Origin of the sequence: Jiangella endophytica (assembly GCF_003427025.1) — a bacterium.
Taxonomy (GTDB): domain Bacteria; phylum Actinomycetota; class Actinomycetes; order Jiangellales; family Jiangellaceae; genus Jiangella; species Jiangella endophytica.
This window is the reverse complement of record NZ_QVAI01000026.1, coordinates 22030-34805: the sequence shown is the minus strand read 5'-3', so window position 1 is coordinate 34805 and position 12776 is coordinate 22030. Positions and strand designations below refer to the sequence as shown.

Sequence of the window (12776 nt, the reverse complement as noted above, 5' to 3'; positions counted from 1 at the left end):
TCATGTCCGAACAGAACGAGTACGACTACATCGTCATCGGGTCGGGGTCGGCCGGCAGCGTCATCGCGCGACGCCTCGTCGACTCCGACGTCGGGCGGGTGGCGCTCATCGAGGCCGGCGGCCCGGACCACGGCATCGAGGAGATCGGCCGCGCCGAGAACTGGCGGGGCCTGTGGGGCGGGCCCTACGACTGGGCCTACCAGACCGTGCCCCAGAAGGACCTGCGCGGGCGCACGCTCGGCTGGCCGCGCGGCAGGATCCTCGGCGGCACCAGCTCGATCAACGGGATGATCTACGTGCGCGGCCACCGCCTCGACTACGACGCCTGGGAGTACGACGGGTGCCACGGGTGGGGCTGGGACTCGGTGTTCCCGCTCTTCCTGCGCAGCGAGAACCACCAGCTGGGGAGCTCGGCCTGGCACAGCGACTCCGGACCGCTCCCGGTGTCGCGGGTCGAACGGGGCAACCCGCTGACCGAGGCGTTCATCGAGGGCGCGCGTTCCATCGGCATCCCCGAGAACACCGACTTCAACGGCGCGTCCATGTTCGGCGTCGGAACCGTCGATACGACCACGTCCGGTGGCGAACGGGTCTCGGCCTCGCGTGCCTTCCTGTGGCCGGTCCTCGACCACCCGCGTCTCTCGCTCCACCTCGGCACTCGGGTGAACCGGCTGGTGATCGAGGCCGGGCGCTGCGTCGGCGTCGAGGTCGCCGGCTCCGACGGCGCGCTGCACACCATCAGAGCGCGCCGGGAGGTGATCGTGTCAGCTGGTGTGATCGAGAGCCCGGCGATCCTGCTGCGGTCGGGGATCGGCGACGCCGCCGCGTTGCGGTCACTGGGCATCGACCCGGTGGTCCACGCACCCGGCGTGGGGGAGAACCTGCACGACCATCTCGTGTCGCCGGTGACGTTCGAGACGACGGCCGAGCCGCCACGACCCGGCGGCAACAACATGGACACGATGCTGTTCTGGAAGACCCACGACGACCTCCTGGTCCCCGACCTGCAGCCGCTGCTGATGCACTTCGTCAAGCCGGTCGACGGCTACCCCGTCCCGGAGCACGGCTTCACGATCGCCGCCGGGATCGTCCGACCCAAGGCGCGCGGCCGGCTGACCCTGCGCTCGGCCGACCCGTTCGACGCACCGGTGATCGACCCCGCCTACCTGTCCCAGCGCTACGACCGGGAAGCGCTGGTCGACGCCCTGGAGATCGCGCTGGCCATCGGCTCGTCGGCGCCGTTCGCCCCCTTCGGCACGACCCTCCTGGCGCCGGATCCCGGGCGACGCGGCCGGGCCGAACTGGAGGAGTACGGCAGGCGGACTTGCATCCCCTACCACCACCAGGTCGGCACCTGCCGGATGGGCGTGGACGACGACGCCGTCGTCGATCCCGAGCTCACGGTGCGCGGTGTCGAGGCGCTGCGCGTCGCGGACGCCTCGATCATGCCGACGATCCCCAGTGTCAACACGCACGCGCCGGCCATGATGATCGGCGAGAAGGCGGCCGAACTGCTGCTGGGCGACCGGCTCGTCCTCGCTGGTGCGGGGGTGGGCCACGATGTCCACGCCCACTGACCGCCCCGTCGTGGACGGCGACCGCGCGCTGGCCGCTGTCACCCACGGCGCCCGCCTCGCGGCCGAGCAGTCCGCCCGTGTCACGATCTGCGTCGTCGACCGGGCCGGCGTCATCGCCTCGTACCGGCACCACGACGCGGTCACCGCGTCGCTGGACCTGGCGGCCGCGAAGGCCCGCGCCGCCGCCGGCCTGGCCAAGCCGTCCGGCGACATCGGCGCCGGTGTGGTGCCCGGCGCGCCGTTCTACGGTCTGGCCGCCGCGCTCAGTTCGCCGATCGCCACCTTCGATGGCGGCTTCCCGATCGTGGTGGACGGTCACTGCTGCGGAGCAGTCGGCGTCAGCGGCGCCAGCAGCGCCGCCGACGTCCAGATCGCCCAGGCCGCGCTGGCCGCCTACCACGACGCCGGCTGAGGCCGGGACAGCAGGACAAGGAGCAGAGCTTGACGTCTCACGACTACGACGTCGTCATCTACGGCGGCGGGCTGGGCGGCGTCGCGGCCGCGCTGGCCAGCTTGCGCACAGGTGCGTCGACCCTTCTCGTCGTCCCCGGCGAATGGGTCGGCGGCCAGGTGACGTCGCAGGCCGTGCCGCCCGACGAGCACCCGTGGATCGAGTCGTTCGGGTGCTCGGCCGGCTACCGCGACTTCCGTGACGGCGTGCGGGCCTTCTACCGCCGGCACTATCCGCTCACCGCCCAGGCGCGGCGGCGGCGCGCGCTGAACCCCGGCATGGGCAATGTGGGGCCGCTGACGCACGAACCGTACGTGGCGCACCTGGTGCTGGAGTCCGAGCTCTACCCTTGGGTGAGCCGAGGCCGCCTGCGCATCGTCAGGCAGGCCACGCTCGACGCCGCCGACGTCGAGCACGACCGGATCCGCGCGCTGACCGTGCGGCACCGGGACGGCCGCGTCGAGGAGTACACGGCATCGTACTTCCTCGATGCCAGTGAGCTCGGCGACCTGGTCGAGGCCTCCGGCGTCGAGCACGTCATCGGCGCCGAGAGCCGCGACGAGACCGGCGAGCCGCACGCGCCGATCGGCGCCGACCCGCTGGATCAGCAGGCCGTCACCTGGTCGATGATCCTCGGCTACGTGCCCGACGGGGACTTCACCATCGATCGGCCCGCCCAGTACGACTTCTGGCGCGACTACCGGCCGGAGTTCTGGCCCGGCCCGTTCCTGGGCTGGGACGTATCGGACTTCGTGACGCACGAGCCAAGGCACCGTCCACTGTTCACCGACGAGGTCCACGAGTCCGGCCTGCGTTACGACCTGTGGTCGTCGCGGCGGATCCTGGCGACCGAACAGTTGGCCGGGAGTTGGGAGTCGGACCTCACCGCCGCCGTCTGGCCGATGATGGACTACTTCGACCGGCCGCTGCTGGGCGTCGGCGCCGCCGAGCAGGCCGCCGCGCTGGAAGGAGCCCGGCAGCTCTCGCTGTCGCTGGTGTACTGGATCCAGACCGAGGCGCCGCGCCACGACGGCGGGGTCGGCTACCCGGGGGTGCGTCCCCGTCCCGACCTGACCGGCACCGCCGACGGCCTTGCGATGGAGCCCTACGTCCGGGAGGCACGACGGATCCGGGCGCAGTTCACCGTCACGGAGTCGCACCTGGGCGTCGAGGCACGCGACGGGCTGATCGGCTCGGAGGTCTTCCACGACACCGTCGGGATCGGCGCCTACCGGATCGACCTGCACCCGTCCACCTCAGGACGGAACACGCTCGACATCGACACGTGGCCGTTCCAGATCCCGCTCGGCGCCCTGCTCCCGCAGCGTGTGTGCAACCTGCTCGCCGCCGCTAAGAACATCGGTACCACTCACATCACGAACGGCGCCTATCGGGTGCATCCGGTGGAGTGGTCCATCGGTGAAGCGGCCGGGGCGCTGGCCGCGTTCTGCGTCGCACGACGCGCCGAGCCGTCCCAGGTCCGCGCCGACGACCGCCTGTTGGGGGAGTTCCAACAGCATCTGAGCGGCCGGCTCGACGTACCGCTGGAATGGCCGCGGGTCGGCGCACTGACCCCGACGAGTCGCTTCGGCTACGTGGACCGGCGGCGCAGCGCCGTGGTCCCGGCGGCGCGATGACCGCGACCAGGGCACCGCTCGACGACTACTGGACCGCCCATGGCGGGGCGCGCGGCGTCGCGCGGGCGGTCGAGCTGGGCGCGGTGGACGCAGCCGATCTCGCCGCGGCGGCGGGCACGGCCATCGAGCGGCACAACGCATCGCTCGCGGCCCTCAGCACCATCTTCACGCCGCCGGTGAGGTGGGGGAGTGCGCGGAGCTCCGCGGCTCTCGCCGGGCTCCCGTTCGTCGTCAAGGAGAACATGGACGTCGCGGGTCATCCGACGACGGCCGGGTGTGCCTGGCTGCTCGACCGGCCGGTCGCCGCGACGCACGCCGGTGTCGTCTCGGCGGCGTTGAGCGCCGGCGCGCAGCTGGTCGGGCGCGGCAACATGCCTCCGCTCGGCACGGCGGCCACTACGGTGAACCCGTACTTCGGCACCGCGCGCAACCCGCGTGACCCGTCGGCGAGCCCCGGTGGGTCCAGCGGCGGCACCGCCGCGGCCGTCGCCGCGGGCATGGCGCTGTTCGGGGTGGGGTCGGACACCGGCGGGTCGGTGCTTATCCCGGCGGCGCTGACCGGTCTCTACGGCTACCGGCCGTCCACCGGGCGGCTTCCCTCGGACGGCGTGACGCCGTTCAGCACGTCGCTGGACACGCCCGGCCTGCTGTGCCGCGACGGCGCCGACCTGCGCGATGTCGCGGCGGCGCTGACCTCGCGTACCAGCGTCGCCGCGCCGTGGGGCACGGTCACCGATGATGACCGCGCCTCCCCATGGGAGCCCGCCGGCCTGATCGGCCGGCGCCGCCGGATGCGCGTGGCGGTGGCCGGCGGATGGTTCGACCGTGACGTCGCACCGTCGGTGCGCGCGGGCCGGGACAGGTTCGTCCGGACGCTCGTCAGCAGCCATGACGTCGAGATCGAGCCGGTGGAACTGAACCAGACGGAGGCGATCTTCGACGCGATCAGGACGCTCGTGTGGGCCGAGGCTGCCGTGGCCTGGCAGGCCCTGCTCGACGGGTCCGGTCCGCACCCGGTCGACGAACGCGTGCTGCGGCGGGTTGAGGCCGGCCGGTCGCTTTCGGCCGGGGACTATATCGCGGCACGAAGCCGCCGTGGCGTGTGGATCGCGACGCTGTCGAAGCTCTTCACCCAGTTCGATGCGATCGTCTCGTGCACGGTGCCGCGTGAGGCTCCGGCGGCCGGCGATGACGACGAAGCCGTGACGGAGGAGCTGACCCGCTTCACCTACCCGTGGTGCCTCGCCGGCCTGCCCTCGGTGTCGCTTCCCGTGTCACCGGAGGACGGCGAGCCGGCCGTCGGCATCCACCTCACCATGCCCCGACACACCGACCGTCACCTGCTCGACCTGGTGACTCGCTGGACATTCCCACAGGACGGAGAACGCCGATGACCCAGTACTTCGCCGTCGTCTACCGCTACGCCGACGGCTCGGACGACCGGCGCGCAGCCCTGCGCGACGACCACGTGGCATTCCTGCGCGGGCTGCACGAGGCGCGGTCGCTGCGCGTCAGCGGGCGGCTGCACGACGACGACCGCGCGGGGGCGTTGCTCGTCCTGGCCGGCAGCAACGCCGCGGCGGTCACGGACCTGCTGGACGGCGACCCGTTCTGGTCGGCCCGCCTCGTCGAACGGCGCGACGTCATCGCGTGGGACGTGGTGTTCGGGAGCGAGGTGCTCGGCTGATGCTCATCGCCACCACCACCGGCCCGGAGCGCATCGAGCTCCAGCAGCGTCCGGCACCGTCGATCGGCACGGATGAGGCGCTGGTCCGGGTCGAGCATGTGACCCTGTGCGGTACGGACCTGCACATCTGGGAGGGCGACTACCTGAACCCGTTCCCCATCGTGCAGGGACACGAGTTCACCGGCACGGTGGTCGAGGCCGGTCCGGACTTCGCCGGCGCCGCCGTCGGCGAGCGGGTCGTCCCGTCGCCCATGCGCTTCTGCCGGAACTGCCCGGCCTGCCGGTCCGGCCGCCACAACGTGTGCGAGGACATCTCGGTGCTGGGCTGCTACGAGGACGGCGCGCTCGCCGAGTACGTCGTCGTGCCGAGCGGGAGCGTGTGGCCGGTTCCGGCCGGCCTGCCCGCACACCTGGCGCCGCTGAGCGAGCCGGTGAGCATCGCCATGCAGGCCGCTCGCCGCGGGCGGCCTGAGGAGGGCGAACTGGCCCTGGTGCTGGGCTGCGGCCCGATCGGCCTGATCGCCACCCGGTACCTGACCGACCGTGGTGTCAACGTCGTCGCCGCCGACACCGTCGCGGAGCGGACGCAGACCGCGCGGCGATTCGGCGCCGTCGGCGCTCTGGTCATCGACCCGGCTGGTGCCTTTCCCGCTCGCGAGACGGTGGCGGCCGCCGGGCGGTCCGAGTCGCGCCGCCCGGTCACCCTGGTCATCGAGGCGACCGGATCGCCCGCCGCGCTCGCCGGCGCGATCGAGGTGGCCGCTCCCACCGGCAGGGTCGTGCTCGTGGGGATCTCGGACCGGACCGCTCAGGTGCCTATGCGGACCGTCCCGCTCAAAGAGCTCGACGTGCTCGGCAGCCGCAACAGCCTGGACCTCATCGGCGAAGGACTCGGCTTCGCCGGCCGTCACCGAGCGCTCCTGCAGGACCTGATCACGCACCGCTTCGCCGTGTCCGAACTGGACACGGCCTTGCGGACGATGCGTGACGACGCGACGGCGGTGGGCAAGATCCTCATCGACCTGCCCGCCGCCGGCTGACGTTCACCTCCCGAGCAGCCGGGGCACGACGCGTTCGCACAGCGCCTCGAAGTCGTCGCCCAGGATGAACTGGAACCCGTCGACACCTTCCTCGTCGTACCAGCGGCGCAGCTCGTCGCCGATCTGCTCGGGACTGCCGCTGAAATACGCGTGCTCACCGAGTGCCAGGGCGTCGGCGGCGAACTCCCCAACGGTCTGCCCCGGTGTCTGCACAAGGTCCCAGAACGGGAGATAGCGCGAGCCGAGCTCGGCGAAGACGTCGTCGGGGTCGTCGGCGAGGACGTCCGCGGGCAGCGGATCGGTCGCGGACGCCCCCTGCAGCCGCAGACCGGGGAACTGCGCCAGTAGCCGCTGCACCGTGGAGTCGTCGGGGCGCGGCCGGGCTCGATGCCACCGCCGCGGCGCCGGTGCGTCCGTGTCGGTTCCGGGCCGAGATCCGGTCACCCGGCAGAAAGCACCCGGCAGCAGGGTGACGCTGCCGGGATCGCGGCCGGCGCGGCGCGTCTCCGCTCGCAGGATGCGCCGCAGCTGCCGCGCGGCGCCGAGCGTGGGCGTCCCGACGAACACCGCGTCGGCGGTGCGCGCCGCCAGCCGGAATCCCTCCAGCGACGAGGTCGCCTGCAGGACGAACGGAAACCGCTCTGAGTACGGGGGCGCGTCAATCGGTCCGGCCTGTTCGTAGAACTCGCCGGCGTGGCCGACGTCGATGATCAGGTCATCGCGGATGTACCGGCCGGCGGCGAGGTCCGGCACGTTGGCCCGCGGCGGCCAGCTCTCCCACAGCCGCCGGGTCACGGTCACGAACTCCTCGGTCTGGCCGTGCCGGCTGCCGCGCGGCACGTCGCGTCTCATGCCGATGGCCGTGCCGGAACGGAACGACGAGACGACGTTGACCCACGCTCGCCCCTGCGAGATCCGGTCGAGGCTGGCGAGATTGCGCGCGAACGTGAACGGATGCGTGTACAGGGTGGAGATGGTCGGCATCACCGCGATCCGGGAGGTCGCAGCGGCCACCAGCGCCGCGAGCTGGAACGGCTCGAAGGCGCTCAACGGCGGGCCCGAGCGCAGGTGGGTGCGGTCGACCCCGGAGAAGTCGGCGTGGAAGAAGGCGTCGAAGCCGGCAGCCTCGGCCCGCTGCGCCTCACGAATGAACGTGGCCACGTCGAACGGGGTGTCGGCCCGGCCGGCGTCGCTCCGCCAGTCGCGGCTCGAGGGCAGGTACTGGGAGTTGAGGATCAGCGTGGGCACCGTCAGCCTTTCTCGACGCGGTAGAGGATCGGCTCCCACGAGTTGACGGGGAAGGTCAGCTCGGCCACGGAGTCGCGCACGAGCAGGACCTGCGCGGAGTCGAACAGAGGGATCCCGTACGCCTGCTCCAGGATGGCGGCGACCGCCTCGTCGACGAGAGCGCGCCGCTGGTCTGGGTCGACGGTGGAGGCCTGTAGAGCGAGCAGTTCGTCGACCTCGGGGCGCGGCGCCTGCCCGGCCCAGGTGGTGAGCTCGGTCGAGTAGAACGCCGCGATGCCGTCGGCGTCACCACGTGCCGCGCCCTGCACCACGGCCAACTGCCAGTCGCCGGCGGTGCGCAGGTCCACTTGCTCGGCGTCGGACACCTGGTTCAGCTCGAGCGCGACGCCGATGTCGGCCAGTCGGCTCTGGACGTACTCCCATCCGGCCGCGGCGGTGCCGATGTCGAGTCCGACGAAGGTGAGAGCGATCTCGAGGCGCCGGCCATCCTTGACCCTGATGCCGTCGGCGCCCTCGACCCAGCCGGCGTCGTCGAGGATGCCCCGGGACAGACCGGGGTCGTACCTGAGCAGGTCGGCGTGGTCGGTGTAGAAGGGGTGGCCGCTGGACACGACCCCGGTCGCCGGCTCGACACCCGCGCCGTAGAACGTGCTGACGAGCTCCTCGCGGTCGATCCCGTGCTGGAGCGCCTGACGCACGGCGACGTCAGCGAGGATCGGGTCGGTCGTGTTGATCACGAAGTTGTTCACGACGCCGCGGTTCGGCGCCAGCACGGTGGCGATGTCGTCGTGACCCTCCGCCTGGCTCAGGCCACTCTGGGTGATCGAGTACGCGAGGTCGTAATCGCCGGCGATCACGCCGGCCGCGCGCACGCTCTCCTCCGGCACGATCTGGATCGTGACGCCTTCAAGCGCCGCCTCGCCGGTGCGGCCGAACGACTCCGGCGCCCAGTCGTAGCCGTCGCGTCTGACGTACTCGACGCGCTCGTCCTGCACGGCCTCGTCGACGACGAAGGGGCCGGAGCCGATAGTGCCTTCGGCGCAGCGCTGCTCGGGGGTCCTGGCCAGGGACTCGGGGGCGATGATGCCGAACTGGCCCTCGGTGTTCGCCTGCAGGAAGCCGGCGTTGGGCTCGGCGAAGACGACCCGAACGGTGCGCTCGTCGACGGCCTGCGCGTGGTCGAAACCGCGCAGGTACGCGCCCGGGGTGGGGGAGACGCCCTGCTCGGCGAGGCGCGCGAGGGTCTCGAAGTTGTCGGCGACGACCTGCGCGGTGAGTTCCTCGCCGTTGCTGAACGTGACGCTGTCGCGCACGGTGAACTCGTACACGCGGCCGTCGTCGAGCACCTCCCACGACTCGGCCAGGTAGGGCTCGATCGCGCCGGTGCCGGGGTTCTCGCTCAGCAGGGTGTCGAGCACCTGCCGTCCGAAGATCGCGAACGGGTTCGACTGCGCGTAGTCGAAGCAGGTTGGGTACCAGCCGTAGGCGAGTGTCAGGTGGCCGTCGTCGGAGGACGCACTGTCCTGGCCGGCGCCGCAGCCGGTGAGGACCAGAGCTGCCGCCGTTGCCGCGGCGGCCAGGCCCCGTGGTGCACGGGTCATCGGTGTGCCGTCCCTTCTTCCTGTGGCGCGGGGTCACCGACGGGGTCCAGCGTGGGGACCGCGTCGAGTAACGCCCGGGTGTATGGGCTGGTGGGAGTGGTGAAGACGTCGTGGGTGGCGCCGCGCTCCTCGACTCGTCCCCGGCGCATCACCAGGGCCTCGTCGGCCATCGCGCGGACCACGCCCATGTCGTGCGAGACCAGCAGATACGCCATACCGAGGCGCCGTTGCAGCGACAGCAGCAGGCGGAGCAGGGCGTGCTGCACCACCTGGTCGAGCGCGGAGACCGGCTCGTCGAGCACGACGACCTCCGGTTCGAGGGCGAGGGCCCGGGCGATCGCGACGCGCTGGAGCTGGCCGCCGGACAGTTGAGGCGGGCGGCGCAGGGCGAACTGTTCCGGCAGCTCCACCTGCTCCAGGAGCGCGCGGGCGCGGCGGGACCGGGCCGCCGCGCTGCCCACACGGTGCGCTTCGAGGGGCTCGGCGATGATGCGGCCGATCGGCAGTGCCGGGTTCAGGCTGCTCGCCGGGTTCTGGTAGACGAGCTGGACGCGACGGGCGAGGCCGGCGCGGGCGGTGCGCCCACTGCCGAGCGGCCGGCCGTCGACGAGGATCGTGCCGCGGTCAGCGCGCTCCAGTCCGGTGAGCAGGCGCAGCAGTGTCGACTTGCCCGCGCCCGACTCGCCGACGACGGCTACCGTCTGCCCGTGGTGCAACTGGAGGTCGACGTCCGCGACGGCGTGCACCGGCTCCGTGCGCCGCCCGCCGGAGAACGACTTGCCGACCTCGCGGGCTTCGAGCAGGATCCGGGGCGGCTGGTGCGGGCGGAAGACAGGGCGCGCCGGCAGCCGGCTCGGCGCCGAGGCCAGCAGTTGCCGGGTATAGGGCGCCTGCGGGTCGCCGAGCACCGTGGCCGTGCCGCCCGCCTCGACCACCCGCCCGTGCCGCATCACCACCAGTTCGGCGGAACGTTCCGCGGCGACGGCGAGGTCGTGCGTGACGAGCAGCACGGACAGCCCGCGCTGGGCCCGCAGGTGGTCCAGGAGGTCCAGGATGCGCCGCTGCACGCTGGTGTCCAGGTTCGAGGTGGGCTCGTCGGCGAGCAGCAGCCGGGGCTCGCCGACGAGGGCGAGGCAGATCAGCAGCCGCTGGCGCAGTCCACCGGAGAGCTCGTGCGGGTACTGGCGCAGCCGCAGCGGCGCCCGGTCGACACCCACGGCCTCCAGCGCGTCGAGGGCGCGCTGCCGGCTCTCATCGCGGCCGGAGATGCCGAGGAGATGGCGGTGCAACTCCGCGAAATGCCTCTCGACCCGGATCAGGGGGTCGAGCGCACGGACCGGGTCCTGAGGGATCAACCCGATCGACCGGCCTCGCAGCCGTGCCGGATCGTCGACCCGGAGGGCGGTTCCGGCGTGGTCGCGGACCTCCAGCAGTCGGTAACCGACCGTCGCGGAGCGCGGGGTCATGCCGAGCAACGCGTGCAGAGTGGTGGACTTGCCTGATCCGGACTCGCCGACGAGCGCGACGGTGCACCCGGCCGGCACGGTGAGGCTGAGGTCGTCGACGGCCACGACACCGCCTTGGCTCCGGCCACGCGATCCCGCGTACGTCACGCGGAGCCCTTCCATGCGTAGCGACGGCGGGCCGGCCGCCGGCTGCTTCGGGATGCGGCTCACACGAGGCTCGTTCCCGGGTCGCCCGGCGAACGCCCGACCCGGTGCAGCGCGACGACGACGGCGGCCAGCACCGCACCGGGAAGGCTCGTCAGCCACCATGCCGTCGCGAAGTGGTCACGTCCGGTCGCGATGAGGTTCCCCCATTCCGGGTCCGGTGGCCGGGTGCCGTAGCCGAGGAAGCTCAGCGCCGAGACCGAAAGGACGATGGTCGCCAACTCCAGAGCGGCCAGCGCCGTGATCGGCCCGCGCGTGTGCGGCAGGACGTGCCGCACCAGGATCCGCCGGCGGGCCAGACCGAAACCGCCAGCGGCCTCCACGAACGGTTGTGAGCTCACCCGCATGACCTCCGCGCGGGTCACCCGGGCGAACGCCGGGACGGACGCGAGCCCGACCGCCACGGCCAGGTTGAGTGGACCGGTACCGAGGCTGGCGACGATCAGTAGCGAGATCAGCAACGACGGCAGCGCGAGCAGCACGTCCACGACGGCCATGAGCGCGCGATCGACGGCGCCGCCCAGGTAGCCGGCCAGCAGGCCGATGAGGACGCTGACCCCGAAGGCGAAGGCCAGCGCCAGCAACCCCGTCGACAGGCTCGCCTGAGCGCCGTGGATCACCCGGCTGAAAAGGTCCCGCCCGAGCTCGTCGGTGCCGAACGGGTGGTGCAGCGACGGGGCGAGCAGGCGCCGCGACACGTCCTCGGCCAGCGGATCGCGCGGCGCGACCAGCCCGGGCAGCGCCGCGGCCGCGCCGGCCACGCCGAGGATGGCCAGCGCCGCCCAGGGCCGGCGTCCGCCGCAGGCGCCGCGCGTCAGAGCCGGGAAGGGCCGGCTCATGCGAGCACCCCACTGCCCGGGCGGCGAATCCGCGGATCCAGGAGTGGATACAGCAGATCGATCACGAGGTTCATACCAGCGAAGACGACCGCGCCGAACACCGCGATGGCCAGCACGACCGGTGCGTCCTGGACCTCGACGGAGGACACCAGCAGCCGGCCCAGCCCGGAACGGGAGAACACGGTCTCCGTGATGACGGTGCCGGCCATCACCCCGCCCACGGTGAGGCCGGCGAGGGTCAAGAACGGCAGCAGGGCGTTGCGTGCGACGTGGGCCAGGTACACGCGCCGCCACCGCAGCCCTCGCGCCGACAGCAGGGTCACGAACGGGGCACGCTGAACGTCGTCGAGGCTGCGCATTAGCACAGCGGTCAGGGCCGCGGACACCGGCAGGGCCAGTGCAACGGCAGGCAGCACGAGCCCGGCCAGCCCGGTCCCGCCGGCCGGCGGGACCCAGCGCAGGGAGAAGGAGAACACCTGGAGCAGGAGCAAGCCCAGCCAGAACGCCGGGATCGCGGCGATGAACGCGGGCACGTTGACCAGAAGGCGGTGGACGACGCCGCCCGCGCGCCAGGACGTGACCAGCGCCAGAAGCGCCGAGAGCGGCAGCGCGATCAGCAGCGCCGCCCCCGCGAGAGCCAGGGTGTTAGGGGCGACGGCGCCCAGCGCGTCCCGCACCGGCTGACCGGACTGGAACGAGACACCCAGGTCACCACCGAGCAGCCGGCCGAACATGCCGGCGTAGCGGACGAGCAACGGCTCGTCGAGGCCGTACCGCTCGCGTAGTTCGGCGATCTGCTCGGGGGTGCTTCCGCCGGCTCCGGACGAACGCCGGTCCAGCATCACCGCGACCGGATCGCTGGGTAGCGCGTACAGAAGCAGGAAGGCCAGCGTGTAGACGGCCAGGACGACGACGGCGAAGTAGCCGAACCGCCGCAGCACATAGCCGAGAACCGGCCAGACCGCGTCGGCACCCGTCGGCTGTTTCGTCACCGGGCGAGCATCCCAGGGATTTTGACGATCCGTC

General features: G+C 72.2%; 11 protein-coding genes. 6 read left to right on the top strand and 5 right to left on the bottom strand.

Translation table 11 applies throughout. The features are described from left to right. The first annotated feature begins 2 nt into the window (after positions 1-2). From DZA62_RS32350 to DZA62_RS32325, 6 genes are read left to right on the top strand one after another with little or no spacing between them, the layout of a single operon-like run. Complete coding sequence (locus DZA62_RS32350) at positions 3-1577, top strand: GMC family oxidoreductase (RefSeq protein WP_116953099.1); 1575 nt, start codon at positions 3-5, stop codon at positions 1575-1577. After that, on the top strand, positions 1561-1989 hold the full coding sequence (locus DZA62_RS32345; RefSeq protein WP_116953098.1) for a GlcG/HbpS family heme-binding protein: 429 nt from the start codon (positions 1561-1563) through the stop codon (positions 1987-1989). Before DZA62_RS32350 ends, DZA62_RS32345 begins: the two co-directional genes overlap by 17 nt. Positions 1990-2018: 29 nt before the next feature. After that, positions 2019-3665 (top strand): FAD-dependent oxidoreductase, encoded by a 1647-nt coding sequence (locus DZA62_RS32340; RefSeq protein ID WP_116953097.1) that lies wholly within the window; start codon positions 2019-2021, stop codon positions 3663-3665. Then, entirely contained in the window at positions 3662-5059 is a 1398-nt protein-coding gene (locus DZA62_RS32335) for an amidase (RefSeq protein ID WP_157988043.1), read from the top strand. The genes DZA62_RS32340 and DZA62_RS32335 overlap by 4 nt, the downstream gene beginning before the upstream one ends. Further along, positions 5056-5352 carry a YciI family protein gene (locus DZA62_RS32330; RefSeq protein ID WP_116953095.1) on the top strand — a complete coding sequence of 99 codons (297 nt, stop codon included), beginning with the start codon at positions 5056-5058 and terminating at the stop codon, positions 5350-5352. Before DZA62_RS32335 ends, DZA62_RS32330 begins: the two co-directional genes overlap by 4 nt. Then, a complete protein-coding gene (locus tag DZA62_RS32325; RefSeq protein ID WP_116953094.1) occupies positions 5352-6392 on the top strand; it encodes an alcohol dehydrogenase catalytic domain-containing protein in 1041 nt (346 codons plus the stop codon). Before DZA62_RS32330 ends, DZA62_RS32325 begins: the two co-directional genes overlap by 1 nt. Before the next feature lie 3 nt (positions 6393-6395). Here the strand turns inward: DZA62_RS32325 and DZA62_RS32320 are convergent, their stop codons facing one another. Genes DZA62_RS32320 through DZA62_RS32300 form a run of 5 tightly spaced genes read right to left on the bottom strand, consistent with a single transcriptional unit; the run spans position 6396 to position 12742 of the window. Beyond that, a complete protein-coding gene (locus DZA62_RS32320) occupies positions 6396-7640 on the bottom strand; it encodes an LLM class flavin-dependent oxidoreductase (protein WP_157988042.1) in 1245 nt (414 codons plus the stop codon). Positions 7641-7642: 2 nt separating this feature from the next. Further along, positions 7643-9241, bottom strand: coding sequence for an ABC transporter substrate-binding protein (locus tag DZA62_RS32315; protein WP_116953092.1), 1599 nt, complete (start codon positions 9239-9241; stop codon positions 7643-7645). Further along, on the bottom strand, positions 9238-10917 hold the full coding sequence (locus tag DZA62_RS32310; RefSeq protein WP_232827662.1) for an ABC transporter ATP-binding protein: 1680 nt from the start codon (positions 10915-10917) through the stop codon (positions 9238-9240). Before DZA62_RS32310 ends, DZA62_RS32315 begins: the two co-directional genes overlap by 4 nt. After that, positions 10914-11750, bottom strand: coding sequence for an ABC transporter permease (locus tag DZA62_RS32305; RefSeq protein WP_116953091.1), 837 nt, complete (start codon positions 11748-11750; stop codon positions 10914-10916). Before DZA62_RS32305 ends, DZA62_RS32310 begins: the two co-directional genes overlap by 4 nt. After that, the gene (locus DZA62_RS32300) at positions 11747-12742 is read right to left on the bottom strand and encodes an ABC transporter permease (RefSeq protein ID WP_198664432.1); all 996 of its coding nucleotides are present in this window, start codon (positions 12740-12742) and stop codon (positions 11747-11749) included. The genes DZA62_RS32305 and DZA62_RS32300 overlap by 4 nt, the downstream gene beginning before the upstream one ends. Positions 12743-12776 lie beyond the last annotated feature (34 nt).

Coding starts and splice junctions, on each gene's coding strand:
- DZA62_RS32325 (WP_116953094.1), top strand. CDS start 5,352: ATGCTCATCGCCACCACCACCGGCCCGGAGCGCATCGAGCTCCAGCAG.
- DZA62_RS32315 (WP_116953092.1), bottom strand. CDS start 9,241: ATGACCCGTGCACCACGGGGCCTGGCCGCCGCGGCAACGGCGGCAGCT.
- DZA62_RS32350 (WP_116953099.1), top strand. CDS start 3: ATGTCCGAACAGAACGAGTACGACTACATCGTCATCGGGTCGGGGTCG.
- DZA62_RS32330 (WP_116953095.1), top strand. CDS start 5,056: ATGACCCAGTACTTCGCCGTCGTCTACCGCTACGCCGACGGCTCGGAC.
- DZA62_RS32305 (WP_116953091.1), bottom strand. CDS start 11,750: ATGAGCCGGCCCTTCCCGGCTCTGACGCGCGGCGCCTGCGGCGGACGC.
- DZA62_RS32335 (WP_157988043.1), top strand. CDS start 3,662: ATGACCGCGACCAGGGCACCGCTCGACGACTACTGGACCGCCCATGGC.
- DZA62_RS32345 (WP_116953098.1), top strand. CDS start 1,561: ATGTCCACGCCCACTGACCGCCCCGTCGTGGACGGCGACCGCGCGCTG.